This window comes from Methylobacterium sp. PvP105 (assembly GCF_017876975.1).
GTDB classification, from domain to species: domain Bacteria; phylum Pseudomonadota; class Alphaproteobacteria; order Rhizobiales; family Beijerinckiaceae; genus Methylobacterium; species Methylobacterium radiotolerans.
This window is the reverse complement of record NZ_JAGIPA010000001.1, coordinates 194,445-220,620: the sequence shown is the minus strand read 5'-3', so window position 1 is coordinate 220,620 and position 26,176 is coordinate 194,445. Positions and strand designations below refer to the sequence as shown.

At 72.3% G+C, this 26,176-nt stretch carries 28 protein-coding genes; 12 read left to right on the top strand and 16 right to left on the bottom strand.

Annotated features, from left to right (window positions below):
* Window positions 1–11: 11 nt before the first annotated feature.
* A complete protein-coding gene (locus J3A75_RS01105; protein ID WP_071000535.1) occupies window positions 12–491 on the bottom strand; it encodes a hypothetical protein in 480 nt (159 codons plus the stop codon).
* Window positions 488–2,305 (bottom strand): chloride channel protein, encoded by a 1,818-nt coding sequence (locus J3A75_RS01100; RefSeq protein ID WP_071000534.1) that lies wholly within the window; start codon window positions 2,303–2,305, stop codon window positions 488–490. The genes J3A75_RS01105 and J3A75_RS01100 overlap by 4 nt, the downstream gene beginning before the upstream one ends.
* A gap of 137 nt (window positions 2,306–2,442) precedes the next feature.
* On the opposite strand from J3A75_RS01100, the gene J3A75_RS01095 reads away from it, so the two are divergent.
* On the top strand, window positions 2,443–2,871 hold the full coding sequence (locus J3A75_RS01095) for a MarR family winged helix-turn-helix transcriptional regulator (RefSeq protein WP_012322239.1): 429 nt from the start codon (window positions 2,443–2,445) through the stop codon (window positions 2,869–2,871).
* Window positions 2,872–2,938: 67 nt separating this feature from the next.
* Here the strand turns inward: J3A75_RS01095 and J3A75_RS01090 are convergent, their stop codons facing one another.
* Window positions 2,939–3,958 (bottom strand): polyprenyl synthetase family protein, encoded by a 1,020-nt coding sequence (locus tag J3A75_RS01090; protein WP_043342815.1) that lies wholly within the window; start codon window positions 3,956–3,958, stop codon window positions 2,939–2,941.
* A 168-nt stretch (window positions 3,959–4,126) separates the two neighbouring features.
* Between J3A75_RS01090 and J3A75_RS01085 the strand changes: the two genes are divergently transcribed.
* Together J3A75_RS01085 and J3A75_RS01080 are read left to right on the top strand one after the other, a co-directional pair.
* Entirely contained in the window at window positions 4,127–4,351 is a 225-nt protein-coding gene (locus J3A75_RS01085) for a DUF2007 domain-containing protein (RefSeq protein ID WP_024828142.1), read from the top strand.
* Window positions 4,348–5,106, top strand: a complete 759-nt coding sequence (locus J3A75_RS01080; protein WP_071000533.1) for a tRNA1(Val) (adenine(37)-N6)-methyltransferase — start codon at window positions 4,348–4,350, stop codon at window positions 5,104–5,106. The genes J3A75_RS01085 and J3A75_RS01080 overlap by 4 nt, the downstream gene beginning before the upstream one ends.
* A gap of 9 nt (window positions 5,107–5,115) precedes the next feature.
* Here J3A75_RS01080 and J3A75_RS01075 read toward each other — a convergent pair whose 3' ends face one another.
* On the bottom strand, window positions 5,116–5,427 hold the full coding sequence (locus tag J3A75_RS01075) for a hypothetical protein (protein ID WP_058607199.1): 312 nt from the start codon (window positions 5,425–5,427) through the stop codon (window positions 5,116–5,118).
* A 32-nt stretch (window positions 5,428–5,459) separates the two neighbouring features.
* Window positions 5,460–6,134: a hypothetical protein gene (locus J3A75_RS01070; protein WP_056531636.1), complete on the bottom strand. Its 675-nt coding sequence runs from the start codon at window positions 6,132–6,134 to the stop codon at window positions 5,460–5,462.
* 403 nt (window positions 6,135–6,537) lie between these two features.
* Between J3A75_RS01070 and J3A75_RS01065 the strand changes: the two genes are divergently transcribed.
* The 3 genes from J3A75_RS01065 to J3A75_RS01055 are packed head-to-tail and all read left to right on the top strand — an operon-like array spanning window position 6,538 to window position 8,100.
* On the top strand, window positions 6,538–7,335 hold the full coding sequence (locus tag J3A75_RS01065) for a heme ABC transporter permease (RefSeq protein WP_012322233.1): 798 nt from the start codon (window positions 6,538–6,540) through the stop codon (window positions 7,333–7,335).
* Window positions 7,336–7,345: 10 nt separating this feature from the next.
* Entirely contained in the window at window positions 7,346–7,489 is a 144-nt protein-coding gene (ccmD, locus tag J3A75_RS01060) for a heme exporter protein CcmD (RefSeq protein ID WP_012322232.1), read from the top strand.
* A complete protein-coding gene (locus J3A75_RS01055; protein WP_043075020.1) occupies window positions 7,486–8,100 on the top strand; it encodes a DsbE family thiol:disulfide interchange protein in 615 nt (204 codons plus the stop codon). The genes ccmD and J3A75_RS01055 overlap by 4 nt, the downstream gene beginning before the upstream one ends.
* 3 nt (window positions 8,101–8,103) lie before the next feature.
* Here J3A75_RS01055 and J3A75_RS01050 read toward each other — a convergent pair whose 3' ends face one another.
* Together J3A75_RS01050 and ftsY are read right to left on the bottom strand one after the other, a co-directional pair.
* Window positions 8,104–8,718, bottom strand: a complete 615-nt coding sequence (locus J3A75_RS01050) for a septation protein A (protein WP_012322230.1) — start codon at window positions 8,716–8,718, stop codon at window positions 8,104–8,106.
* Between the two features lie 131 nt (window positions 8,719–8,849).
* Complete coding sequence (gene ftsY / locus J3A75_RS01045) at window positions 8,850–10,250, bottom strand: signal recognition particle-docking protein FtsY (protein WP_012322229.1); 1,401 nt, start codon at window positions 10,248–10,250, stop codon at window positions 8,850–8,852.
* 57 nt (window positions 10,251–10,307) lie between these two features.
* Between ftsY and J3A75_RS01040 the strand changes: the two genes are divergently transcribed.
* Entirely contained in the window at window positions 10,308–10,982 is a 675-nt protein-coding gene (locus tag J3A75_RS01040) for an RluA family pseudouridine synthase (protein ID WP_012322228.1), read from the top strand.
* Window positions 10,983–10,992: 10 nt separating this feature from the next.
* Here J3A75_RS01040 and mtaB read toward each other — a convergent pair whose 3' ends face one another.
* Both mtaB and dapF read right to left on the bottom strand, forming a co-directional pair.
* Window positions 10,993–12,219: a tRNA (N(6)-L-threonylcarbamoyladenosine(37)-C(2))-methylthiotransferase MtaB gene (gene mtaB, locus J3A75_RS01035; RefSeq protein WP_071000532.1), complete on the bottom strand. Its 1,227-nt coding sequence runs from the start codon at window positions 12,217–12,219 to the stop codon at window positions 10,993–10,995.
* Complete coding sequence (gene dapF, locus J3A75_RS01030; RefSeq protein WP_024828145.1) at window positions 12,219–13,106, bottom strand: diaminopimelate epimerase; 888 nt, start codon at window positions 13,104–13,106, stop codon at window positions 12,219–12,221. Before dapF ends, mtaB begins: the two co-directional genes overlap by 1 nt.
* A gap of 195 nt (window positions 13,107–13,301) precedes the next feature.
* Between dapF and J3A75_RS01025 the strand changes: the two genes are divergently transcribed.
* From J3A75_RS01025 to tam, 5 genes are all read left to right on the top strand, one after another.
* Window positions 13,302–14,069, top strand: a complete 768-nt coding sequence (locus J3A75_RS01025; RefSeq protein WP_071000531.1) for a GyrI-like domain-containing protein — start codon at window positions 13,302–13,304, stop codon at window positions 14,067–14,069.
* 318 nt (window positions 14,070–14,387) lie between these two features.
* Window positions 14,388–15,149 carry an endonuclease III domain-containing protein gene (gene nth, locus J3A75_RS01020; RefSeq protein ID WP_071000530.1) on the top strand — a complete coding sequence of 254 codons (762 nt, stop codon included), beginning with the start codon at window positions 14,388–14,390 and terminating at the stop codon, window positions 15,147–15,149.
* Window positions 15,150–15,242: 93 nt separating this feature from the next.
* Entirely contained in the window at window positions 15,243–16,307 is a 1,065-nt protein-coding gene (gene trpS, locus J3A75_RS01015; RefSeq protein WP_012322223.1) for a tryptophan--tRNA ligase, read from the top strand.
* On the top strand, window positions 16,304–17,005 hold the full coding sequence (locus tag J3A75_RS01010; protein WP_012322222.1) for a haloacid dehalogenase type II: 702 nt from the start codon (window positions 16,304–16,306) through the stop codon (window positions 17,003–17,005). The genes trpS and J3A75_RS01010 overlap by 4 nt, the downstream gene beginning before the upstream one ends.
* Before the next feature lie 23 nt (window positions 17,006–17,028).
* A complete protein-coding gene (gene tam / locus J3A75_RS01005) occupies window positions 17,029–17,811 on the top strand; it encodes a trans-aconitate 2-methyltransferase (protein ID WP_029361013.1) in 783 nt (260 codons plus the stop codon).
* A gap of 23 nt (window positions 17,812–17,834) precedes the next feature.
* Here tam and J3A75_RS01000 read toward each other — a convergent pair whose 3' ends face one another.
* The 7 genes from J3A75_RS01000 to J3A75_RS00970 form a co-directional block, all read right to left on the bottom strand.
* A complete protein-coding gene (locus J3A75_RS01000; RefSeq protein WP_209649640.1) occupies window positions 17,835–19,910 on the bottom strand; it encodes a methyl-accepting chemotaxis protein in 2,076 nt (691 codons plus the stop codon).
* A 233-nt stretch (window positions 19,911–20,143) separates the two neighbouring features.
* A complete protein-coding gene (locus J3A75_RS00995) occupies window positions 20,144–20,797 on the bottom strand; it encodes a pyridoxamine 5'-phosphate oxidase family protein (protein ID WP_012322219.1) in 654 nt (217 codons plus the stop codon).
* A 165-nt stretch (window positions 20,798–20,962) separates the two neighbouring features.
* Window positions 20,963–21,982, bottom strand: a complete 1,020-nt coding sequence (gene ilvC, locus J3A75_RS00990; protein WP_012322218.1) for a ketol-acid reductoisomerase — start codon at window positions 21,980–21,982, stop codon at window positions 20,963–20,965.
* A gap of 12 nt (window positions 21,983–21,994) precedes the next feature.
* Entirely contained in the window at window positions 21,995–22,651 is a 657-nt protein-coding gene (locus tag J3A75_RS00985) for a TetR/AcrR family transcriptional regulator C-terminal domain-containing protein (protein ID WP_043342820.1), read from the bottom strand.
* A gap of 83 nt (window positions 22,652–22,734) precedes the next feature.
* On the bottom strand, window positions 22,735–23,379 hold the full coding sequence (locus J3A75_RS00980) for a glutathione S-transferase family protein (RefSeq protein WP_024828151.1): 645 nt from the start codon (window positions 23,377–23,379) through the stop codon (window positions 22,735–22,737).
* 85 nt (window positions 23,380–23,464) lie between these two features.
* On the bottom strand, window positions 23,465–24,007 hold the full coding sequence (gene ilvN, locus J3A75_RS00975; protein WP_012322215.1) for an acetolactate synthase small subunit: 543 nt from the start codon (window positions 24,005–24,007) through the stop codon (window positions 23,465–23,467).
* 81 nt (window positions 24,008–24,088) lie between these two features.
* A complete protein-coding gene (locus tag J3A75_RS00970; protein WP_012322214.1) occupies window positions 24,089–25,864 on the bottom strand; it encodes an acetolactate synthase 3 large subunit in 1,776 nt (591 codons plus the stop codon).
* Window positions 25,865–26,176: the final 312 nt, after the last annotated feature.

Here is a 26,176-nt window from a genome sequence, read left to right as displayed (position 1 = left end):
GCGGGCGGCGCTCAGCCGGGCGCGGCCTCGTAGACCGTGACGACGCCGCCCGCCTCCGGCACCATCACGCGCCAGCGGCTCGACCGTGGCAGGTCGCCGGGATCGATCGCGGTGGCCCGGCCGCTCCCGACAGAGAAGGTCGCGAGCCGGCCGTCCCCGTCGTGTCCGCGCAGATACGCGCGGCCGTCGCCGAGGTGGAGCGCGGCCGGAGCGGCGGTGAGGCCGAAGGCGATGACCGCGAGGGCGCCGCTCGGCGCCAGGACGGCGCCCCGCAGCGCCAGCACGTCGGCCCCGGAGGCGATCTCGGACTCGACCCGCAGGTGGCCGTCGACGGCGTGACGGCGGTTCAGCAGCAGGGCTTGCCGGCGTCCCTCACGCAGGACGACGAGGGCGAGATCCGGCCCGTCCCGGCCGGCGATCAGGTAGAAGCTGCCCGGCGCGAGCCGATCGAGGCGGGTGGTCCGGCCGGGACGGTGCGGGTCCAGGGTCATGCTTCCATCCGTGCGCGCCTTTCACCCCGCCCCTTCCGGTAGAACGCGCGGCGCTCGGCTTCGGCCCGCACCACCGTGGCGCGCACCTGGAGCAGGTCCTTGCGGGTCAGGAGCCCGACGAGGCCGCCGGTGCGCGGATCGGTGACCGGCAGGCGCCCCTGCCCGGCCGACAGCATGACGTCGAGGGCGTGCGAGACCACGTCGCCCGGATGGACGACGGCGAGATCGGCGTCCGAGACGCGCTCGCCGAGGGTGCCCTCCTCGGCCGCGCCGTCGCGCTCCTCCAGGGTCCAGCGGAGGGCGTCGTTGCGCGAGACGAGGCCGACGGGCCGGCCCGCGCCGTCGACCACCGGGTAGGCGTGGTGGGCGCCGGTCTCGATCGCCGCGAGGGCCTCGGCCAGGGGCAGGTCCGCGTCCAGGGTCTCGACCGTGCGGGTCATCACCGCCTCGACCCGGGCGAGATCGTAGGGATCGATCCCGTATTCCCGGGTCACGTGCTGCCCGCGCCGGGCGATCTTCTCGGTCAGGATCGATCGCTTGAGGAGGAGCACGGTCACCGCGTAGGCCGCCACGGTGGCGGCGAGCAGCGGCGCCAGGGCGGCGACGTCGCCGGTCACCTCGACGGCGAAGACGACGCCGGTCAGCGGCGCCGGCAGGGTGCCGCCGAGCATCGCCGCCATGCCGATGAGCGCCCAGAAACCGTGGGCGCCGGGCAGGAGGACGCCGATCAGCCAGCCGACGGCGCCGCCGAGGATCAGCAGCGGCGCGAGCACGCCTCCGGACGTGCCCGACGACAGGGCGGCGAGCCAGATCGCCGCCTTGACCACGAGGATCAGCACGACGGCGCTCGCCAGCATGTGGCCGGAGAGCAGGTCGTGGATGACGTCGTAGCCGACGCCGAGCGCCCGCGGCTCCACGAGGCCGCCCAGCCCGACCACGACGGCGCCGATGGCGGGCCACCACATCCAGTGCAGGGGAAGCCGCCCGAAGCCGTCCTCCAGCGCGTAGAGGGCCCGGGTCAGCCCCCCCGAGATGAGGCCGCAGGCTATGCCGAGCAGCGCGCAGGCGGGCAGCCCCCACCAGGGCAGGACCGGATTGTCGGCGAAGGGAAAGAGCGGGCCGGCGCCGAACAGGGCCGGCCGCCAGCAGGCCGCGGTGACAGCCCCGACGGTCACCGGTACGAGGCTCCGCGGCCGCCACTCGAACAGCAGAACCTCGACGGCGAGCAGCACGGCCGCCACGGGCGTCCCGAAGATGGCGGTCATGCCCGCCGCCGCGCCCGCCACCAGCAGCGTCTTCCGCTCGGCGGCGCTGAGATGGAAGAACTGGGCGAAGAGCGAGCCGACCGCGCCGCCCGTCACGATGATCGGCCCCTCGGCGCCGAACGGGCCGCCGGTGCCGATCGCCACCGCCGAGGAGAGCGGCTTGAGCACGGCGACCCTGGGCGACATCCGGCTGCCGCCGACCAGGATCGCCTCCATCGCCTCCGGGATCCCGTGGCCGCGGATCTTCTCCGAGCCGTAGCGCGCCATGGCGCCGACGATCAGCGCCCCGATCACCGGGATCGCCACCATCGAGGGCCCCGGCGCCGCGCCGGCCAGGGAGGTCAGGGCGGTGTCGAGCCGGCCGTACCACGCGAGGTTGGTCACGAGGCCGATCAGCGTGAGCAGGATCCAGGCGGTGCCGCTCGCGGCGGTCCCGGTGACGACCGCCATGCCGGCCAGCGTCAGGACCCGCCGGTCCGCGCTGAAATCCCCCAGTGCCCGGCGCGACGGGCTGCCCTCCCCGCTCCCGCTCCCAGTCCCGCCGATCATCGGGGCCTCCTTCCTTCGCGGCGGCTTTTATGTCGTAATCCGATATATCTTGCAACGGCGCGGCCATTGCGAGCCGGGACCAGCCCGTCGATACGGGGCACCGTCGGCGGCTCGAGGGACACACCACGGAGGCGATCATGGAGGCCGATGCCCCGGGACCGGAGGCGCTGTCGCGGGAGCAGTACGCGGCGCTCGCGGATTTCCGCTTCCGTCTCCGCCGCTTCCTGGCGTTCAGCGAGGCGGCGGCGGCCCGGGCGGGCCTGCCGCCGCAGCAGCATCAGGCCCTGCTGACGCTGGCGGGCCATGCCGGGCGCGCGCCGGCGACGGTCGGCCTGCTGGCCGAGCAGCTGCTGATCGCTCCGCACAGCGCGGCCGAGCTGGTGTCCCGCATGGTGGAGGCCGGCCTGCTGACCAAGACGCGGGCCGTCGAGGACAGGCGGCGGAGCGAGCTGTCCCTCACGCCGCGCGCCGAGGCCCTGCTGCGCACCCTGACGGACGCGCATCTCGCGGAGCTGCGCGACCTCGCCCCCGCCCTCGCCGAAGCCCTCGGGCCCGTGACGCGTTGAGGCCGACGCGGGTCGTCGGGCCGGCGCGGATCGGTAGCTGTCGACGCGGGAGCCCCGAGATCCCGCCTCAGCGCGCCCGCGCCACGCAGAACTCAACGGCCCCGATCAGCGCCGCCTTGACGGGCCCGTCCGGGAAGATGTCGAGGGCGGCCCGGGCCTCGGCGCCGTAATGGTGGGCGCGGGCCACGGTCTCCTCCAGGGCGCCGTGGCGCTGCAGGAGGTCGAGGGCGGTCTCCAGGTCGGTCTCGCCGATCTCGCCCTGCTGCAGGGTGCGCCGCCAGAAGCCGCGCTCGCCCTCGCTGGCCCGGCGATAGGCCAGGACGATCGGCAGGGTGATCTTGCCCTCGCGGAAATCGTCGCCGACGTTCTTGCCGAGCTCGGCCGAGGTGCCGCCGTAGTCGAGCACGTCGTCGATCAGCTGGAAGGCGATGCCGAGATTCATCCCGTAGGATCGGGCCGCCGCCTGCTCGGCCTCGGGTCGCCCGGCGAGCACCGGCCCGACCTCGCAGGCGGCGGCGAACAGCTCGGCGGTCTTGCCGCGGATCACCGCCAGATAGGCGGCCTCGTCGGTCTCCAGGTTCTTGGCGTTGGTGAGCTGCATCACCTCGCCCTCGGCGATCACCGTGGCGGCGGCCGAGAGGATGTCGAGCGCCCGCAGCGAGCCGACCTCGACCATCATCCGGAAGGCTTGGCCGAGCAGGAAGTCGCCGACCAGCACGGAGGCCTCGTTACCCCACTTGATCCGGGCGGCGACGCGGCCGCGGCGCATGTCGCTCTCGTCGACCACGTCGTCGTGGAGGAGCGTGGCGGTGTGCATGAACTCGACGCTGGCGGCGAGCTTGACGTCGCCGTCGGTGGCGCCCGCGTAGCCGCAGAGCCGGGCGCAGGCCAGCGTCAGGATCGGCCGCAGGCGCTTGCCGCCGGAGGCGATCAGGTGGTTGGCGACCTCGGGGATCATCGCCACGTCCGATCCCGTCCGCGACAGGATCGTGGTGTTGACCCGCGCCATGCCGTCGGCCACCAGCGCGACGAGGTCGTTGAGCCCCGCCTCCGCCTCGGGCTTCGGATTCTCGATGGAGAGGGCCATACCCAAGATCCGTGACCTCCAGACCGGTCGCCCCTCAGGGGGCGGGCGATCCCTTCGCACGCGCCCCGCGGCGCCGCAACATCGTCGCCGGCCGGATATGGGGTGTCGCCAGCGCGGATCTCACGCGACGAAACCGCCGATCCCCGCCCGTTCCGGAGCCGAGCCGCGATGATCGAGCTGATCCGCGCCAACGACGTCGTGCTGATCGGGTTCGCCCGGTCGATCCTCGAGGCGGCCGAGATCCCGGTCCTCGTGGCCGACAGCCACATGAGCCTGATGGAGGGGTCGATCGGCGTCTTCGGCCAGCGCCTCCTGGTGCCGCGCGACCACGAGGCCCAGGCCCGCCGCCTGCTGACGGATGCCGGCATCGCCCACGAGTTGCGCCAACCGTGACGGCCGAGGCCGACAGCGGCGCCGATCCCTTCCTCGGCGGGCTCCTGCGCCTGCACCAGCCGCCGCGGGGGGCGCACCGCGCCGGGACCGACGCGGTGCTGCTCGCCCGGCTGCTCGCGCCGCGGGCCGGGGACCGGCTCTGCGATGTCGGCGCCGGGACCGGCGCCGTCGGCCTCGCCTGCGCGGCCCTGGCGCCCGGCCTCCGGCCGACCCTGGTCGAGCGCGACCCGGCGCTCGCCGGGCAGGCCCGTGCCAACGCGACCCTCAACGGCATCGACGCGCGGGTCCTGGTCGCCGACGTGCTCGCGTCCGCGGCGGAACGCCGCGCCGCCGGTCTGCTGCCGGACAGTTTCGACGTCGTGCTCACCAACCCGCCGTTCTTCGCGGCCGGCGCTCACCGCGCCTCGCCGCACCCGGGCCGCGCCGCCGCCCACACCTTCGCGGGCGGCGATCTCGACAGCTGGATCCGCGCCTGCACGGCGGTCCTGCGGGCGGGCGGGCGTCTCGGGCTCATCCACCGGGCGGACACCCTCCCGGCCTGCCTCGACGCCCTCAGGGGCCGCTACGGCGGGCTGGCGATCCGCCCCGTCCATCCCCGGGGCGACGCGCCGGCGATCCGCGTCCTGATCGCGGCGACCCGCGGGAGCCGGGCCGCCCCGACCCTGCTGCCGCCCCTCGTGCTGCACGGCCCCGACGGCAGGTTCACGGACGAGGCCGAGGCGCTCCATCGCGGCGCGCCCTGGCCGACGCCCTGAGAGCGCGCCTCACGCCGCGAGGGCGACGGGCTCGGCGTCGCGGATGCCGAGGAACCGCTCGACTTCCGGAAGATCCGGGAAGGCGAGGAATTCCGGGCGCAGCGGCTCGGGCAGACCCTCGAAGTTGAGACCCGGGAACGTGTCGGGATGCGGGTAGAGCTGCCAGGCCGCGCCGGGCTCGACCGGGGGGAACAGGATCGCGACCTTCTCGGCGCCGAGGCGGACGATCCGCGTCGGGCTGTACGACAGCGTCTCGATGCTCCAGCCGTGATGGGAATCCCGGCGGGCCTTCATGGTGCGGCGGCTCGTCGCGCGATGCATGGCGGTCTCCTTCGGTGGGGGTGGAAGCGGGATCAGGCGGCGCTGCGGCGTCCGGCGCGCTTCGGCCAGCCCAGCGCCACGAGGCGGGCCTTGGCGTAGTCGCGCACCTCGTCGCGGGTGCCGGGCGGCATCGTCGCCAGGACGGCCTGGGTGGCGCCGTCCAGCATCAGGTCGGTGACCGCGTTGATGGTCTCGGCCTCGTCGATGCGGCGCTTGAGGTCGCCCTCGGCCTCGGTCACCTCGTCGAAGGCGGGCGCCTCCTCGAAATCCTCGTCGACGGCCCGGACCGGGACCTGATGGGCCCGGAACTCGTCGGCCTCCTCCTCGGAGTAGACGAGGCCGTGCAGCTCGATGAGCTTGAGGATGACGCGGTCCTTCCCGCGCTTCTCGGCCATGGCGTAGACGTAGGCCGCCTGCTTGCCCGAGACGCGGTAGTTCACGTTGACCAGCGCCTCGCCCATGGACCACTCGACCCGCTCGGTCCCGGGCTTCGCGCCGGGCAGCCGGCCGGTCACCAGGATCACGGCCTCGTCGCGCTCGGCCCGGATGACGGTCGGCGGCTCGAACACGATGCCGGCCTGGGCGGCGATGCGCTCCAGGGTCTTGTGGTAGATGACGGCGGTCCCCTGGACGCGCCAGACGTTGCCCCCGAAGGGCTCGCCGTAGCGGACGAGGATGTCGGCGATCTGCTTGTCGGCGGTTCGCATGGGGCGCTCGGTCCGTCAGGGTGAGGTCGCGTCGTCCACAGCTTTTATCGGGGACGCTCTTTCGTTCTCTTTTTGTTCACATCTATATGCGCAATCCGCCCGCGATGCGCAAGGCTCGGACGCGAAAAGCTGCGGCCGCGGACGTGCGTCATCGTCGGACATGTGCGGGCGTGGCGCGGGTCCCAACCCCTGCGGGAGAGCGGGCGCGTCGCGGATGTCTCAGGAAGACGGCTGGTCGTCGGCGCAGTCGTACAGCAGCTTCTCGGATCCGAAGGCCCGACGGGTTGCGGCCCGGCGCACGATGCCATTCCGGCGACCCCGCCGCCTGCGCCGCCGACCCGCATTGTTGCTGCACCGCACCCTAGGCTAGACCGCTTCCACGATGTCCGAGACAGCTGCCGCGATGACGCCTTCCCTCTGGACCCGCCTGTCGAACCCCAGCCACTTCATGCGGTGGTCGGGGGCGCTGGTGCCGTGGCTGACGGTCCTGTCCCTCGGCGTCCTGACGCTGGGCCTGTACCAGACCTTCTTCGTGGTGCCGCCCGACTACCAGCAGGGCGAGACCGTGCGGATCATGTACATCCACGTGCCGGCGGCGTGGCTCGGCGTGTTCTTCTACGGCGCGATGAGCGTGTCGGCGATCGGCACCCTGGTGTGGCGCCACCCGCTCGCCGACGTCGCTCAGCGGGCGGCCGCGCCGATCGGGGCCGCCTTCACGCTGATCTGCCTCGTGACCGGCTCGCTGTGGGGCAAGCCCATGTGGGGCACCTACTGGGTCTGGGACGCGCGCCTGACCTCCATGCTGATCCTGCTGCTGATCTACTGCGGCATCATCGCCCTGTGGCGGACCCTGGAGGATCCGAACCGCGCGGCGCGCGCCGTGGCGATCCTGACGCTCGTCGGCGCCGTGAACCTGCCGATCATCAAGTTCTCGGTGAACTGGTGGTCGACCCTGCACCAGCCGGCCTCGATCCTGCGCATGGGCGGCTCGACCATCGACCCCTCGATGCTCCACCCGCTGCTGGTCATGATCGGCGCCGCGACCCTCGGCGGCATGACGCTGCACCTCTACGCGATGCGCACCGAGATCATGCGCCGCCGGGTGCGGACGCTGACGATCCGCGAGGCCGAGCGCCTCGACCGCGCCCAGCCGCGCCTCACCCCGACACCGGCCGCGATGCCGGTCGGGCAGCCGGTCTAGGAGGACCGCGATGGATCTCGGGTCTCACGGCGGCTTCATCCTGGCCGCCTACGCCTTCACGGCCTTGGTGATGGTCGCCCTGGTGGGCAACGCCCTGCGCGACCGCCGCGCGCAGCGCCGCGCCCTCAAGGGGTTCGGCGAGGACCGGCGATGACCGCCCCCCTCGACGACACCGCCGGCCGGACGCCACCGGTCCGCCGCTCGCTGCTGCTGATCCTGCCGGCGCTCGTCTTCGCGGCGCTCGCCGCCGTGCTGTTCCTGCGCCTGCGCTCCGGCGCCGACCCGGCCGCCCTGCCCTCCGCGATGATCGGCAAGCCGGTGCCGCGCTTCGACCTGCCCGCCGTGCCGGGACTGACCGCCAACGGCGCGCCCGTACCCGGGCTGTCGAGCGCGGACCTCAAGGGCCAGATCACGGTGCTCAACGTCTTCGCCTCGTGGTGCGCGCCCTGCCAGGTGGAGCACCCGATGCTGATGCGGCTGGCGAAGGAACCCGGCATCCGGCTCGTCGGCATCGACTACAAGGAGCCGACGCCCGAGGCCGGCCAGCGCTTCCTGACCCGGCACGGCGTTCCGTTCAGCGCGGTGGGCGCCGATGCCGGCGGCCGCGCGGCGATCGATTTCGGCGTCTACGGCGTGCCCGAGACCTTCATCATCGGGCCCGACGGCGTGATCCGCGACAAGCTGGTCGGCATCCTCACGCCGGAGAATTTTTCCAGCGTGCTCGCGCGGATCCGCGCTGCCGGGAAGGTGGCGGCGGCGCAGTAGGCATCACGCCTCAGGCTGCGCCTTCTTGCGCTCGTAGCGGGTGAGCAGCGGCGTCTGCGCGAGGGCGAACAGCACGGTGATCGGCATGATGCCGAACACCTTGAAGTTGACCCAGAAATCCTCCGTCTGGGTCCGCCAGACCAGCTCGTTGAGCGCGGCCAGCACGAAGAAGAACACGCCCCAGCGGAAGGTGAGCTTGCGCCAGCCCTCCTCGGTGAGGCTGAACATCGAGTCGAGCACCACCGACAGCAGCGAGCGCCCGAAGACGAGGCCGCCGAGCAGCACGGTGCCGAACAGGGCGTTCACGATGGTCGGCTTGACCATGATGAAGGTCTTGTCCTGCAGCGCCAGGGTCAGGCCGCCGAACACCACCACCACCACGCCGGACACGAGTGGCATGATCGGCAGGCGCCGCACCATCACGTAGTGGATCGCCAGTGCCACCACGGTCGCCGCGATGAACACGCCCGTGGCCACGAACAGCTTCTGGTCCGGAGCGACGCCGAACTTCTCGGAATAGGCGTTGCCGAGGAAGAACAGCACCAGCGGCCCGAGTTCCAGCGCCAGCTTCACGAGCGGCGGCAGGTGGCGGTGCGGGGGGACGGATTCGATCTGCATACGCTCGGTTGGCTCGGCTGCGGCGCCCACGGTCGGCCGGGGGCGTCGGACGGGATTCGCCGGGGTGTGTGGAACGCGGAGCGCGCGATGTCCATGACATCGCGCACCCAGGAGCGGCGGCCGCCCGCGTGCTAGTCCTTCTCCAGTCCGGCGATCGCCCGGGCGAAGTCGCGGGCCGCGAAGGGCTCCAGGTCCTCCACGCCCTCGCCGACGCCGATGAAGTGCACCGGCAGGCCGAACTTCGCCGCCAGCGCCACCAGGATGCCGCCCCGGGCAGTGCCGTCGAGCTTGGTCATCACCAGCCCCGAGACCGGCGCCGCCTGCGAGAACAGCTCCACCTGGCTGAGCGCGTTCTGGCCGACCGTGGCGTCGAGGACGAGGAGCGTCGCGTGCGGCGCATCCGGATCCTGCTTGCGCAGCACGCGGACGATCTTCTCCAGCTCCGCCATCAGGCCGGCCTTGTTCTGGAGCCGGCCGGCGGTGTCGATCAGCAGCACGTCGGTGCCGGCCGCGCCCGCCTGCTTGAGGGCGTCGAAGGCGAGGCCCGCCGCGTCCGCGCCCTGCGCGCCGCTCACCACCGGCGTGCCGGTGCGCGCCCCCCAGACCTTGAGCTGGTCGATTGCCGCCGCGCGGAAGGTGTCGCCGGCCGCGAGCATCACGGTGCGCCCCTCCGCCCGCAGCTTCGAGGCGAGCTTGCCGAGCGTCGTGGTCTTGCCGGCGCCGTTCACGCCGACCGTCAGGATCACGAACGGCTTCCGGGCGGCGTCGATCGTCAGCGGCACCGCCACCGGCTCCAGCGCCCGCTCCACCTCCGCGGCCAGGATCGCCCGGACCTCGTCGGGCGAGATGCCCTTCTCGTAGCGGCCCTTGCCGACGGCCTCCGAGACCCGCATCGCGGTCTCCAGGCCGAAATCGGCCTGGATCAGCGCGTCCTCCAAGTCCTCCAGGGTCGTGGCGTCGAGCTTGCGCTTGGTGAACAGGCCGGTGACGCGGTCGGAGAGGGCCGACGAGGTCCGCTTCATCCCCGAGGTGAGACGGCTCCACCAGCCCTTGGCCTCCGGCTCGCGCTCCGGCCCGGCGCCGGCGTCGTGGGCGAGGGCCGCGGCGCTGTCGACAGGCTGGATGTCGGGCTGGACGTCGGGTTGAATCCCGGGCTGCATCGCGGCGGCCGGCTCGACCACCGGCGCCCGGTTCACGTCGCCGGTGTCGACCGGGTCGGCGCCGTGCGCGGGGTCGTCGCCGGCGGTGCCGGCCGGCGGGCGCTCCGCGTCGCCCTCCACGGGCAGCAGGTCCGCGCCCTCGACCGCGTCCGGGACCGGCTCCCCGGACTCCTCGGGCGGCAGCGGGACGTGCGCGACATCCTCGGCGGCGGTGGCGAAGTCCGGCTCCCCCTCGGAGGGCGAGGCCGCCCCGGCCGGCAGGTCGGCCTCGGGCTTGTCCTCGGGCCGGTCCTCGCCTCTGTCCTCGGGCGCGGGCTGGCCTTTGCGCCCGAACAGGCGTCCGAACCAGCCGGGCTTCTCCTCGCTCGCCATGAAATCGCGTCCTCGCCCCACCTTGCCCCGCCGACACCGACCCTCTAGCCGATCCGGATGTCCAACGCCTTCGACATAGGCGCGCGCCTCCTCTACCGCGATGCCCTGCTCCTCGTCATCGACAAGCCGGCGGGTTTGCCGGTCCATCCGGGCCCGCGGGGCGGCGAGACGCTCACCGACCACCTCGACGCCCTCCGGTTCGGCCTGCCCCGCCGCCCCGAGGCCGCGCACCGGCTCGACCGCGACACCTCCGGCTGCCTCGCGCTGGGCCGCCACGCCAAGGCGCTGGCGCGGCTGGGGAAGCTGTTCTCCGGCAGCGCCGTCGAGAAGACCTACTGGGCGATCGTGGCGGGCGGGCCCGCCGGGGAGGAAGGCAGCATCGACCTGCCGCTGGCCCGCCGCTCGGACGATCCGCGCTCGTGGTGGATGAAGGCCGACCCGGCGGGCGACCCGTCGCTGACGCACTGGCGGGTGCTCGGCCGCGCCGGGGGGCGGACCTGGCTGGAATTGAAGCCGGTCACCGGCCGGACCCACCAGCTCCGGGTCCACTGCGCCGCCTCCGGCTGGCCGATCCTGGGCGACGCGGTCTACGGCGGGGCGCCCCGCGGGAGCGCGCTGCACCTCCACGCCCGGGCGCTGTCGATCCCGCTCTACCCGAAGCGCGACGCCATCGCCGTCACGGCGCCGCCGCCCCCGCACATCGCCGAGGCCGTGGCGGCGATGCCGGCGTGAGCCGCGGGCGCTAGGCGCCGATGAGCCGCGCGCCGTCGTGCCCGGCGACGGCGACGTCGTGGAACGTCCCCGCTTCGGGGACGCCCGGAAGCCGAACCGCGGTGAAATCCGCGCTTCGCCCGACGCCGCCGCGCTCCGCCAGCACGGTGAGGCGGCGGCCGACCTGGGCGTCGAGATGCCGGCGCAGGGCGTCGGCGCCGGCCGCCCGCAGCCGCGCCGCCCGCGCGCGGATCGCCTCGGGGGCAACCGGCGGCATGCGCGCGGCCGGTGTCCCGGGGCGCGGCGAGTACGGGAAGACGTGCAGGTGCGTCAGGCCGCACGCCGCCACGAGGTCGAGGGAGCGGTCGAACTGCGCCTCGGTCTCGGTCGGGAAGCCGGCGATCAGGTCGGCGCCGAACACCGTGTCGGGCCGCAGCCGCCGCACGGTCTCGCAGAAGCGGATCGCGTCGACGCGCAGGTGCCGGCGCCTCATGCGCTTGAGGATCAGGTCGTCGCCGGCCTGCAGCGACAGGTGCAGGTGCGGCATGAGCCGCTCCTCCTCGGCGATCGCCGCGAGCAGCGCGTCGTCGGCCTCGACGGAATCGATGGAGGACAGGCGCAGGCGCGCGAGGTCGGGCACCGCCCGGAGGATCGCGCGCGCGAGGCCGCCGAGGGACGGGGCCGTGCCGGGGAGGTCGCGACCGTAGGCGGTGAGGTCGACGCCGGTCAGCACCACCTCGCGCCCGCCCCGCGCCACGATCGTCTCGACCTGCGCGATCACGTCCGCCTCCGGCACCGAGCGGGAGACGCCCCGCCCGAACGGGATCACGCAGAAGGTGCAGCGGTGGTCGCAGCCGTTCTGCACGGGCACGAAGGCGCGGGTGTGCCCGGCGACCGCCTCGACCCGCGTCGGCTCGGCCGCCCGCGCCGCCATGACGGCGCCCGGGCCGGTCGCGGCCGCCGACCAGCCCTCCGGCCGCAGCTTCTCGGCGTTGCCGACGAGGCGCGCGACCTCCGGCATGGCCGCGTAGGCCTCCGTCTCGACCTCGGCGCCGCAGCCGGTGACGACGATCTCGGCGCCGGGCCGCTCCCGGGCGATGCGCCGGATCGCCTTGCGGGCCTGCCGCCCGGCCTCGGCGGTCACCGCGCAGGTGTTCACCACCACCCGGTCGCGCCCGTCCGCCGCCGCGTGGGCCCGCAGGGCCTCGGACTCGACGGTGTTGAGGCGGCAGCCGAAGGTGAGGGTCTCGACCGCCATCAGGCCGCGCTGTCGAACAGCTCCGGCGCCAGGGTCCCCTCGGCGACGAGCGCGACCGGGCCGGTCATCAGGACGTGGTCGTCGGCCCGCCACTCGACGAACAGCTCGCCGCCCGGCAGTGCGACGCTGGCCTGCCGGCCGATCATCCGCAGGCGCGAGGCGGCCACCACGGTGGCGCAGGCGGCCGTGCCGCAGGCGAGCGTCAGCCCGGCCCCCCGCTCCCAGACGCGGAGCTTGATCGTCTCGCGGCCCGTCACCTGCGCCACCGAGATGTTGGCGCGCTCCGGGAACAGCGGGTGGTTCTCCAGCATCGGGCCGATCCGGGCGAGATCGAAGCTGTCCGGATCCTGCTCCACGAAGAACACCGCGTGCGGGTTGCCCATGTTCACGGCGCCCGGCGAGTGCAGGATCGGATCGTCGATCGGGCCGATCTGCAGCTCGATCCGCCGGGTGTCGGGGAACGGCTCGGACAGGGGGATCTCGTCCCAGGCGAGCCGCGGCCGGCCCATATCCACGGTGAAGGCCCGCTCCGAGACGCGGCGCACCCCGAGCAGGCCCGCCCGGGTCTCCAGGACGAGCCGGCCGCCCTCGGCCGGCCGGGCCATGGCCGGGTCGTCGAGCATCGCGTAGGCGACGCAGCGCGTGCCGTTGCCGCAGGCGCCCGATTCCGAGCCGTCGGTGTTGTAGATGCGCATGAACGCGTCCGTGCCCGGGCTCACGGGATCGTGCAGGACCATCAGCTGATCGAAGGTCGAGCCGGGATCCTGCGCGATCGCCCGCGCCTCCTCGGGCCGCACCTTCGCGGCGGAGCCGCGCAGGTCCAGCACCACGATCGCGTTGCCGGCGCCGTGCATCTTCAGGAAGCGTCTGTGGGCGAGTGCGCTCATGCGGTCCCGCGGTTGGAGGAAGGCGCGGGCTATATCGCAAAAGCCGCCGCCCGGCGCGAGGGGTGCCGCGGCGTGGCAGATGCGCCGCACCCGCGGCTCTCGTCCGCTGCGCCCTCGCGGGCCGTCCCGATCGCCATTAGGTTACGCCGCGGGAGCCCGCGCGATCATCCGCGGGCCTCGACCGGAGCGCCCACCGTGATCCGCCTTCGTCCGCTCGTCGCCCTCTCGGCCGCCCTCGTGCTCGCGTCGGGCGGCCCGATCGCCGCGCAGCAGCAGCCCGCGCCGCCGCCCTCCACGGCGCCCGCGCCGGCCCAGACGAACCCGCTGCCGACCACGACGGCGCCGAACCCGGTCGCCGATCCGGACAAGAGCGCGGCCCCGGCGCCCCAGCAATCGGTGGCGCCCCCGCCCGCGGGCCAGTCCGCGGTGGGAACGCCCCCGGGCACGAGCCCGGGAACGCCGGCGCGGCCGACGCTCATCGACAAGGCCGGCGAGCCCGGCGACGTCGACGAGGTCACCCTGCCGGCCAAGCCCGTCGCGATCCTGTCCGGCAAGACCAAGTGGGAGGAGGCCGTGCCGAACCTGAAGCAGGCTTTCGCGCGGATCGAGGCCGACCTCGCCAAGCTCGGCGTCGCGCCGACCGGGCGGCCGCTCGCGGTCTTCACGCGCACCGACGACGACGGCTTCGAGTTCGAGGCGATGATCCCGGTGGCGGCCGCGCCGAGCCCGGCACCCGCCGAGACCGACGGCCTGCGCTTCGGCACGACGCCCTCCGGCAAGGCGTTGCGCTTCGCCCACAAGGGGTCCTACGAGTCGATCGACAGCACCTACGAGACGCTGACCGCCTACCTCGACGCCAAGGACATCGTGGTGCAGGACCGGTTCGTGGAGGAGTACGCCACCGACCTCAAGGACAGCACCGACGACAACCTCGACGTGAACATCTACGCGCTGGTGAAGTAGGCGCGCACGAACCGGCGGCGTCCCCACGCGATTGCCACGACCGCTTCGGGACCGAGCGCGGGTCCCCTCTCCCGTGCGGGAGAGGGACAGGGTGAGGGTCATGCGGCTTCCGGACAGGGCACGCGCGTCGACGGCGCTCTCCGCCCTGAAGCGCCCGGTCCCTCACCCCAACCCTCTTCCGCACGGGAGAGGGGGCCAGGGCGCGCGCCGCTGCCGGCCCTGCTCTCCGCTGGAAGCGCGCGAACCCGACGAGGCGGACAGATCGCCGCTGCCCCGTACAGGCAGGAACAGGGGCATCGGCTGGCGGATTCGCCCGACATGCCCGCCGCCGACCTCAGAACCGCGACCGCCCCGCGCCCGCGCCGCAAGCCGGCCCCCGCCGTCACGGATCCGGCCCTCGCCGAGAAGGCGCTCGCCGTCCATGCCCGGTTGTGCCCGGTCTACGGCTGCCCGATCCCGTACTTCCACAGCCTGGATCCGGTCAGCGAACTCGTCTCCTCGCTCCTGTCGCACCGGACGCGCAACGCCGAATCCGGCCGGGCCTTCAAGGCCCTGCGGGCGCGCTTCCGCGACTGGGAGGCGGTGATCGACGCGGACGTGCCGGAGATCGAGGCTGCCATCGCGGGCGTGACTTGGCCGGAGCTGAAGGCGCCGCGCATCCGCGACGTGCTCCGGGCGCTGCGCGACCGGTGCGGCGGCCTCGACCTCGCCTTCCTGGCCGACATGGAGGTCGAGGCCGCGCGGGCGTGGCTGCAGGCAATCCCGGGCGTCGGGCCGAAGACCAGCGCGGCGGTCCTGTCCTTCTCCACCCTGCGAATGCCGGCCCTGCCGGTCGACAGCCACCATCACCGGGTGGCGCAGCGCCTCGGGCTGATCGGCAAGACGGTCGATGTCGGCCCGTCGCACCCGATCCTGCGGGCGCAGCTCCCCGCCGACTGGAGCGCGCAGGACCTCTACGACAATCACGAGATCCTGATGCTGCACGGCCAGAAGGTCTGCCATCATCACCGCCCGGCCTGCGGGCGCTGCGTCCTGGTCGACCTCTGCCCCAGCGCGAGGCTGCCCACGCGGGAGCCGTGAGCGCGTCCTTGACCATTCCGGGCTACGGGTGCGAGTAACCCCGCGCCCGGACGGCGCGGAGCCCCGGTCTTCCCTTGCTCAGGATCGGCGCCGATGGCCGCGTTCACCGAATTGGTCTTCTCGGGCGTCCAGCCCACCGGCAACCTGCACCTCGGCAACTATCTCGGGGCCGTGAAGCGCTTCGTGGAGATGCAGGATCGCGACGCGCAGTGCCTGTACTGCGTGGTCGACCTCCACGCGATCACCGTCTGGCAGGATCCCGAAGCGCTGCGCGGCCAGATCCGCGAGGTCACGGCCGCCTTCCTCGCCGCCGGCATCGATCCCAAGCGCTCGATCGTGTTCAACCAGAGCCAGGTGCCGCAGCACGCCGAGCTCGCCTGGGTGTTCAACTGCGTCGCCCGCCTCGGCTGGCTGAACCGCATGACCCAGTTCAAGGAGAAGGCCGGCAAGGACCGGGAGAACGCCTCGATCGGCCTCTACGACTACCCGGTGCTGATGGCCGCCGACATCCTGGCCTACCGGGCGACGCACGTGCCGGTCGGCGAGGACCAGAAGCAGCACCTGGAGCTGACCCGGGACATCGCCCAGAAGTTCAACACCGATTTCTCGGGGTCGATCACGGCGCACGGCCACGGCGACGCCTTCTTCCCGATCACGGAGCCGCTGATCGGCGGCCCGGCAGCCCGGGTCATGTCGCTGCGCGACGGCACCAAGAAGATGTCGAAGTCGGACCCGTCCGACAACGCCCGCATCAACCTCACGGACGATGCGGACGCCATCGCCCAGAAGATCCGCCGGGCCAAGACCGATCCCGAGCCCCTGCCTTCCGAGGTGGCGGGCCTGAAGGAGCGGCCCGAGGCCGACAACCTCGTGGGGATCTACGCGGCGCTGGCCGGCATCACCCGGGAGGACGTGCTGCGCGATTTCGGGGGAGCGCAGTTCTCGACCTTCAAGCCGGCGCTCGCCGACCTCGCGGTGACGAGCCTCGCGCCGATCGCCGGGGAGATGCGCCGCCTCACCGCCGATCCTGGCCACATCGACGCCGTGCTGGCCGACGGCGGCGCCCGGGCCGAGACCATCGCGGCGCAGACCCTCGACGCGGTCAAGGACATCGTCGGCTTCGTCCGGCGCGGTCCCAGCCTGCAGGCGGTGCGGTGACCGTCCGGGCGCTGGTCTTCGACGTCTTCGGGACGCTGGTCGACTGGCGCTCCGGCGTCGCCCGCGAGGCGGCGCGGCTGCTCGCGCCCGTCGCGCCGGACCTCGATGCCGGCGCCTTCGCGGACGCGTGGCGGGCACAGTACAATCCCTCGATGGAGACGGTGCGCTCCGGCGCCCGGCCCTACGTCGACCTCGACACGCTCCAGGCCGAGTCGCTGCCCGGCGTGCTGGCGCAGTTCGGCATCGCGGGCGTCTCCGAGGCCGTGCAGCGGGAGCTGGTCCAGGCCTGGCACCGGCTCGACGCGTGGCCCGAGGTGCCGGACGCGCTGCGGCGGCTGCGCGAGAAGCACCTCCTGGCGCCGGTCTCCAACGGGCCGGTCCGGCTGATGGCCGACCTCGCCCGCCGCAACGGCCTGGTCTTCGACGCGGTGCTCGGCGCCGGCTACTCCCGCGACTACAAGCCGAAGCCGGCGCTCTACCGCGACGCCGTCGCGGCCTTCGGCTTCGCGCCGGGGGAGACCATGATGGTCGCGGCACACTCGAACGACCTCGCGGCGGCGGCGGGCCACGGGCTCGCCACCGCCCACATCGCCCGCCCGCACGAGCACGGCCCGGCCGGCGGCGAGGCCGCGCCGACGGTGCCGGTCACCCACGCGGCGCGGGACTTGGCGGATCTCGCCGACCGGCTCGGCTGCTGAGGATTTTTTCACGGAAGGGTGCGATGGCCGACTGGAACCCCGCCCTCTACACCCGCTTCGAGGACGAGCGGACGCGCCCCGCCGCCGAGCTCCTCGCCCGCGTGCCCCTCGAAGCGCCGCGTCTGGCCATCGATCTCGGCTGCGGGCCCGGCAACTCCACCGCGCTGATCGCGGCCCGTTTCCCCGACGCCGAGGTGATCGGGCTCGACACCTCGCCGGCCATGCTGGAGAGCGCCCGCGCCCGGCTGCCCCGCCTCGCCTTCGCGCTGGCCGACGCCGCGACCTGGACACCCGAGCGGGCGCCGGACCTGATCTACGCCAACGCCGTGCTGCAATGGCTGCCGGACCACGCGACCCTGCTGCCGCGGCTGTTCGGCCTCCTCGCCCCGGGCGGCGTGCTGGCCGTGCAGATGCCCGACAACCTCGCCGAGCCCACCCACCGCCTGATGCGCGCGGTGGCGGCGTCCGGCCCCTGGGCGGCGGCGATCGGCGACCCGGCCGTGGCCGGCCGCCTCGGGCGGATGCTGGAGCCCGCGGCGTACTACGATCTGCTGGCGCCGGCGGCCGCCGAGGTCGATGTCTGGTGCACCGCCTATCATCACCGGATGGCCGATGCCGCCGCCATCGTGGACTGGGTCCGGGCCACGGGCCTGCGTCCCTTCCTCGACCCGCTGGATCCCGAGCACCGCGCCGGCTTCCTGGATGCCTACACGCGCGCGATCGACGGGGCCTACCCGCCGCGCAGCGACGGCCGGCGCCTGCTCGCCTTCCCGCGGGTGTTCGTCGTCGCCCGGAAGGCCAGCTAGCGCGCAGGCCGGTCCGGGCGCCCTCAGGCCGCGCGCACCGTACCGAGGAAGCGGCTGACCTCTGCCCGCAGATGCTCGGACTGACGCGACAGGTTCGCGGACGAATCCAGCACCTGACCGGCGGCCGAGCCGGTCATGTCGGCGGCGTCGGCCACGCGGGCGATGTTCGTGGTCACCTCGCCCGTGCCGGCGGCGGCCTGGGTCACGTTGCGGACGATCTCCTGGGTCGCGGCGCCCTGCTGCTCGACCGCGGCCGCGATCGTCGTGGCCACAGCGCTGATCTCGTCGACCCGCGTCGTGATGCTGCCGATCGCCGAGGCCGCCTGCGCGGTCGAGGCCTGAACGCGAGAGATCTGCCCCGCGATCTCGTCGGTGGCCCGCGCGGTCTGGGTGGCCAGCGCCTTCACCTCGGCGGCCACGACCGCGAAGCCCCGGCCGGCCTCGCCGGCGCGGGCCGCCTCGATGGTGGCGTTGAGGGCGAGCAGGTTGGTCTGGCCCGCGATGCCGCTGATCAGCGCCACCACGTCCCCGATCTTCATCACCGCCGCGCTCAGGTCCTCAACCAGCCGCACCGTGCGCCCGGCCTCGTCGGCCGCGGCCCGCGCGAGCTGCGCGGATCCCTGGACCTGCCGCCCGATCTCCTGCACGGAGCTGCCGAGTTCTTCGGCCGCCGAGGCCGCGGCCCGGACGTTGGAGGCGGCCTCCTCGGCCCCGGCCGCGACGGTGGTCGACTGGCCCGCGGTCTCCGAGGCCGTGGCGGCCAGCCCCTTGGCCGTGGCCTGCAGCTCGGTGGCCGCGTCCGTCACCGTCTCGACGATGCCGCCGACCGCCTGCTCGAAGGCGTTGGCCAGGTCCGCGGTCACCCGCTTGCGATCCCGGTCGGCGGCGGCCTGGGCGTCCGCCCGTGCCCGGGCGTCGGCCTGCGCCTGCGCCCGCAGGCCGTCGCGCAGCTGCAGCACCGCCCGCCCGACCAGCCCGACCTCGTCGCGGCGCCGCGCCTCGGGCACGTCCGCCCCGTAATCGCCCGCCGCCATGTCGCCGATGGTCCGGCCGAGCGCGCGGATCGGCCTCCCGACGAGGCGGTGCAGCGCGCCGAAGACGACCGCGCATCCGATCAGCACGCAGAGGACCGAGATGCCGATCAGCGTCGCGCGCGCCTGATCGGCGGCGGCCGTGAGCGTCGCCACCGGCACCGCCACGACGATGGCCCACCGGTCGGGCGTCTCGCCCGCCTGGATATGCTGCGCCATGTACCGCCACGGCGCCCCGTCCGGGCCCGGCGCGTCGGTCACCACCACGGCTCCCGCGCGGATCGCCTGCCCGGCCGCGTCGGCCGCCGACGCGTCGAAGCCGTGCAACGGCTTCCCGGCCGCCGCGCCGGTCGGATGCGCGACGGTCGTCCCGCTCGCCGAGATCACCGCGAGATAGCCGGTCCCGAACGGCTTCACCGCGTTGAGGGCGGCGTTCAGGGAGCCGAGATCGATGTCGACGCCGGCGGTGCCGCGGTACGTGCCGTCCACGGTGATCGGCGCGCCGAACGACATCATGACGACGTCCTTCCCGGCCACCGGGTAGATGTAGGGTTCGATGGCCACCAAGCGGTTCAGCTTCTTCGGCCGAAGGTAGTAGGCGCCGTCCGGCTCGGCCTCGTAGCCGGTGAGAACCTCCCGCTTGATCGTGCCGCTGCCGCGATTCCAGTAGGGCATGAAGCGGCCGCTCGCGTCCGAGGACGCCGTGCCGGCGAATGCGCGGTCGCGCCCGTCCAGAGCGTTCGGCTCCCAGCCGGTCCAGGTCGCGATCAGGTCGGGGTTGGCGCGCAGAAGCTCGCGCAGCATCGCGTCGTAGACCGCGCGGTCCTGGATCCCGCCGCCGCGCAGCGCCGAGGCGGCCGCCGCGAGACTCTCGGCGGTCCTGGCCGCCACGGCGAGGCGAAACCGAACCTCGCGCGCCTCGCTCGACAGCGTCTCCGACTGCATCCTGGCCGTCTGTTCCTCGAAGGAGGCGTTGATCCGGCGATCCAGGAAAGTCGTCCCGCCCGCGAAGACGGCCGCGATCAGGACACTACAGATTACCGCGACGCGCAGCGGGAGCGAGAACATGGCCTGTACGAACCGTGAGAAGGTACGATCGAGAGATATCGCACGAAATCTAACGACCTACCCTCACGGCGTCAAGAAAATTTGAAGAACGACGAAAGTAGAGGCCAATACAGTGCCGCATCATTGTGATGCGTAGGTTAAATATACTTGCGATCAACTCACGGCGTGAAAATTGGAATTCCGCCTCGTCAAGCACCGGCCGCCCTGCTCCGCGGGGCGGCCGGAACGGACCGTCAGGCCTCGCCGCGGGCGACCAGCGCCGCGTACTCGGAGACCTCGAGCTTGCCCTCCTTGGCGACGCGGGCCTTGTCGGCGTCGCTGATCACGTCGCCCGCGAGGTCGAGCCGCTTCCAGGCGGCGAGCGGGGTCTCGCGATCGGGCCGCGGCACGTACTTGTTCTGCTCGAGCTTCTTGTACTTGTGGATGTAGCGCGGGCAGTTGACCCAGATCTTGGTGACCGCGACCCTCACCAGGTACTTGGCCTCGGTATACTCGGCCATGAGGGCGTCGTCGCGCAGCAGCGACGCGTGCCCCTGCACGCGGATGCGGTGCGGCGTCTCGAAGTCGATGAACAGCAGGCCGACCTTGGCCTGCCCCTCGATATTGCCCATCGAGTAGAACATGCCGTTGCCGTCGAATCCGGGGAAGACGAGCGTCTTGTCGTCGAGCACCTTCACGAAGCCCGTGGGGCCGCCCTTGTAGGAGACGGTGGGCATCCCGTCCGGATCGACGGTCGACAGGAAGAACATGTCGCGAGAGCCGATGAACGCGGCCTCGTCCGGCTGGACGCTGTCGTGAACCCAGTCCTCGTCGAGGCGCACGGCGAGCTTGGTCGTGCCGAACTCCTCCTGGAGCGCCCGGTGCGCGTCGGAATAGAGCGATGCCATGGGTGTCCTCTCCGCTTGCCGGCCCTCGTGCAGGCGGGACCGCTGCGGGGCTTATGGCCGGGAAGCTTCGGACAGGGCAACCGGGAAGACGAAGGGCCGACCACGCTCACGCGTGACCGGCCCCTGGCGGCGCGGCCGAGCGAGGCCCGGCCGCACGGTTCGGGCTCAGTTGCGGGTCTTGTCGACGAGCGCCTTCTCGGAGATCCACGGCATCATGCCGCGGAGCTTGGCGCCGACCTCCTCGATCGGGTGGGCGGCGAGCTTGGCGCGGGTCGCCTTGAACGAGGTCTGGTTGACCTTGTTCTCCAGCATCCAGTTGCGCGTGAAGGTGCCCGACTGGATGTCGTTCAGCACGCGCTTCATCTCGGCCTTGGTCTCGGGCGTGACGATGCGCGGGCCGGTGACGTACTCGCCGTACTCGGCCGTGTTGGAGATCGAGTAGTTCATGTTGGCGATGCCGCCCTCGTAGATGAGGTCGACGATCAGCTTCACCTCGTGGAGGCACTCGAAATAGGCCATCTCGGGGGCGTAGCCCGCCTCGACCAGGGTCTCGAAGCCGGCCTTGATCAGCTCGACGAGGCCGCCGCAGAGCACGGCCTGCTCGCCGAACAGGTCGGTCTCGCACTCCTCCTTGAAGGTCGTCTCGATGATGCCGGCGCGGCCGCCGCCGTTCGCCGAGGCGTACGACAGGCCGAGATCGTGGGCGTTGCCGGAGGCGTCCTGCGCGATGGCGATCAGGGTCGGCACGCCGCCGCCGCGGAGGTACTCGGAGCGCACGGTGTGGCCCGGGCCCTTCGGGGCGACCATCAGGACGTCGAGATCCTTGCGCGGCTCGATCAGGTTGAAGTGGACGTTGAGGCCGTGGGCGAACAGGAGCGCGGCGCCCTGCTTCATGTTGCCCTCGAGGGACTCGCGGTAGATGTCGCCCTGCAGCTCGTCGGGGGTGAGCATCATCACCACGTCGGCCCACTTGGCGGCCTCGGCGACCGACAGGACCTTGAAGCCCTCGTGCTCGGCCTTCTTGGCGGTGGCGGAGCCCTCGCGCAGCGCGATGACGATGTCCTTCACGCCGGAATCGCGCAGGTTGAGCGCGTGGGCGTGGCCCTGGCTGCCGTAGCCGACGATGGCGACCTTCTTGCCCTTGATCAGGTTCAGGTCGGCGTCGCGATCGTAATACACCCGCATGTCTGTCTCCTCTTAAGCTTGGTGTTTCGGGTCGGGTTGGGCCCGGCCGTAGAGGGCCAGGAACTGCTCGACGGCGCGGCCCGCATCGCGCCGGATCTCGGCCCCGTCGAGGTCGAGGGTCTCGCCGAGCAGAAGTCGGATCTGGATATCCCGGCCGACGAGGCCGAAGAAGGTGCGGAAGGCGGCCTCGCTGTCGGCGAAGGTCAGCAGGCCGGCGGCGCGCCCCGCCTCCAGCACGGGCTTGACCCGCTCGCCGATGGCGAAGCGGCCGTTCGCGAGCACGATGCCGCCGAGGTTGCTCTTGCGCGAGCCCGCATGCGCGATGGCGATGCGGTTCAGCGCCACCGAGGTCGGGCCGGTGATGACCTCCAGCCACGTCACGGCGAAGTCCTGCAGGCGCTCCCGCAGGGTCGCGCCGTCGAGCACCTGCGCGGCGTCGTGCCCGGCATGGACCCGGGAGGCCTGCCAGCGCACCGTCGCGGTCAGCAACCCGTCGCGGTCGCCGAACCACTTGTAGAGCGTCTCCTTCGAGCAGCTCGCCCGGCGCGCGACGGCGTCCATGGTGAGCTGCTCGCCGTCCTCGACCATGAGGCCGAGCACGGCGTCCAGCACCGCCTGCTGGCGTGCCGACGGGGCTTCCTGCTCTGCTGTGGCGCTGGCCTGCATCATCTCGAATGGCGTACCGTACCGTACGGTACGCGCTCTAGGCCGATTCGACGGCCGCGGCAAGGGGGTGCCGCGGCCGAACCGGGTCAGCGCGGGAGCGGCAGTCCCTCGCGGGCGAAGACGGCTTGCACGGCCGGCCGCTCGGCGACGCGGCGGGCATGGGCGGTCCAGGCCGGGAAGCGGCCGGCCATGTCGAACCGGAGCACGGGCCCGTTGGCCCAGAACCAGAAGACCATCAGGTAGGCGTCGACGACGCTGAACCGGTCACCCACAGCCCAGCCGCCGTGCGAGAGGCGCACCTCGGTCATGGTGGCGAGATCCGCGTAGGTATTGGCGGCCTTAGCCTTGATGCCCGCGAAGGCGCTCTCGTCCTCGGTGTAGCGCTCGGGCCGGCGGACATGGGCATAAGTGACATGGTGGTTGCAGGCGAGCCAGCCGAGCCACTCGTCGGTGGCGGCCTGCTCGCGGAGATCCGTGGGCCACAGCGCCTTCTCCGGCACCTGACGGGCGACGTGGCGCAGGATGGCCGCGCACTCGGTGAGCACCCAGCCGTCCTCGGTCAGCGCCGGCACGCGGCCGCGATCGTTGATCGCGAGGTATTCCGGCCGGCGCTGGTCGCCCGCCGCGAGGTCGAGCTTGATGCCCTCGTAGGGGAGCCCGGATTCCTCCAGGATGATGTGGGCGGCGAGCGAGCAGGCGCCGGGGGCGTAGTAGAGCGTACGGGCGGTCATGGGTGGTCCTTGATCGACGAACTCAGGCGCGACGCGACGGCCTCGATCGGCTCCCCCCGGCACCGATGAGCCGCGCGTCGGAAGCTTAGAGCGGCTCCGCCCCGCGCCCCATCGCGGAGATCCCGGTCCGGCAGATCTCCACCAGCCCGATCACGCTCATCAGGCGCACGAACCGGTCGATCTCCTCGGTGGCGCCGGTCAATTCGAACACGAAGGAGTTGAGCGTGGCGTCGAGCGTCTTGGCGCCGAAGGCGGCGGCGAGCCGAAGCGCCTCGCTGCGGTGCTCGCCCTCGCCCTTCACCTTCACCAGGCAGATCTCGCGCTCGATGGCGTTGCCCTGGAGCGTCAGGTCCACCACCCGGTGCACCGGCACCAGCCGGTCGAGCTGCGCCTTGATCTGCTCGATCACGGCGTTCGTGCCCGCGGTCACGATGGTGATGCGGGAGATGTGGCGCGCCTCCTCGGTCTCGGAGACCGTCAGGCTCTCGATGTTGTAGCCGCGACCGGAGAACATGCCGGAGATGCGGGCGAGCACGCCGGGCTCGTTGTCGACGATCACCGCGAGCGTGTGCCGGTTCACCGGCTCGACGCGGACGGGCTCGGGATAGTGGGTGTTCATCGCGTTCATCGCGGGGCAAGTCCTCGTCGTTCGACCCAACGCCGCCGCAGCGGCGGATCGCGGCCCGGCACGGAGCCGGGCCGCCCTCCCTCACACCAGCATCTTGCCTTCCTCGGAGATCACGTCGCCGAGTTCGACGCCGGTCTCGCCGAGGTAATCGGACAGGAGCATCTCGTTGTGCGCCTTGCCCGACGGGATCATCGGGAAGCAGTTCTCGGTCTTGTCGACGATGCAGTCGAAGATCACCGGGCCGTCGTGGGCGAGCATCTCCGCGATGGCGCCGTCGAGGTCGCCCGGCTTCTCGCAGCGCATGCCCTTGGCGCCGTAGGCCTCCGCGAGCTTCACGAAGTCCGGCAGGCTCTCCGAGTAGCTCTGCGAGTAGCGCGAGCCGTGCAGCAGCTCCTGCCACTGGCGGACCATGCCCATGTACTCGTTGTTCAGGATGAACACCTTGATCGGCAGGCGGTACTGCACCGCCGTCGACATCTCCTGCATGTTCATCAGGATCGAGGCCTCGCCGGCGATGTCGATGACGAGCCCGTTCGGGTGCGCGAGCTGCGTGCCGATCGCCGCCGGCAGGCCGTAGCCCATCGTGCCGAGGCCCCCGGAGGTCATCCAGCGGTTCGGCTCGTCGTACTTGAAGTACTGGGCTGCCCACATCTGGTGCTGGCCGACCTCGGTGGTGATGTAGGTCTCGCGGTCCTTGCAGGCCTCGTAGAGGCGCTGCACGGCGTATTGCGGCTTGATGATCGTGCCCGACGGCCAGTAGGCGAGGCAGTCCCGCGCCTTCCAGGCGTTGATCTTCTGGAACCACGGATCGAGGTTCGACGTGTCGGGCCGCGACGGCAGGGCGCGCCACGCCTCCAGCATGTCGGCGAGCACCGACGCGCAGTCGCCGACGATCCCGACATCGACCTTGACGACCTTGTTGATCGAGGAGGCGTCGACGTCGATGTGGATCTTCTTCGAGAACGGCGAGAACGCGTCGAGCCGGCCGGTGATCCGGTCGTCGAAGCGGGCGCCGACGCAGATCATCACGTCGCACTCGTGCATCGCGAGGTTGGCCTCGTAGGTCCCGTGCATGCCGAGCATGCCCAGGAACTTCTCGTCCGTGCCCGGATAGGCGCCGAGCCCCATCAGGGTCGAGGTGATCGGGAAGCCGGTCTCGCGGACGAGCTCGCGCAGCAGGCGCGAGGCCTCAGGACCCGAGTTGATGACGCCGCCGCCGGTGTAGAAGACCGGCCGGCGCGCGGTCGCCATCAGCTCGACGGCCGCGCGGATCCGGTCGGCGTCGCCCTTGACGGCCGGGCGGTAGGTCTTGTGGCTCGCGATCTCGGGGCGCTCGTAGAGGCCGGAGGCGAACTGGATGTCCTTGGGCAGGTCGACCACGACCGGACCGGGACGGCCGTTCGCCGCGACGTAGAACGCCTCGTGCAGGATGCGCGGCAGGTCGTCGATCGATTTGACGAGGTAATTGTGCTTCGTGCAGTGGCGCGTGATGCCGACCGTGTCGCATTCCTGGAACGCGTCGGTGCCGATCAGGTGCGTCGGGACCTGCCCGGTGATGCAGACCAGCGGGATCGAGTCCAGCATCGCGTCGGTGAGTCCGGTGACGATGTTGGTCGCGCCGGGGCCCGACGTCACGAGGACGCAGCCGACCTTGCCGGAGGAGCGGGCATAGCCCTCCGCGGCGTGGACGGCGCCCTGCTCGTGGCGGACAAGGATGTGCTTGACGGCGTTCTGGTGGAAGAGCGCGTCGTAGATCGGAAGTACGGCGCCGCCCGGGTACCCGAACAGCGTGTCGACACCCTGATCCTGGAAGGCCCGGATGACCATCTCGGCCCCGGTCATGACCTCGCCGCCCATGCTCGTCTCCTCGCGCTCTCCGGAGCCACCGCGATCCCGTGATCGCCGCCCTGCCCCGTCCTCTCTCCCGGCACCCCCGTCACGCGGGGCGGTCTCCGCCTCGCCCGAAGGTGCCTCTCGCCTCGGATCTCCGTCCGTCCCAGTCCTGTCCCGCCCGGACGCGGGCAACAAAAAAGGGCCCCGAGGGACCCTGCATGCGCCACCGCCCGGATCGCGGCCCTCTCTCAGGGCCGCCCCGTCGGTGACGCTACCGCTACAATAAGGACCGTGGTCATCGGATATCCGAACCTGCCCCGCGGCGGCCCCATGATC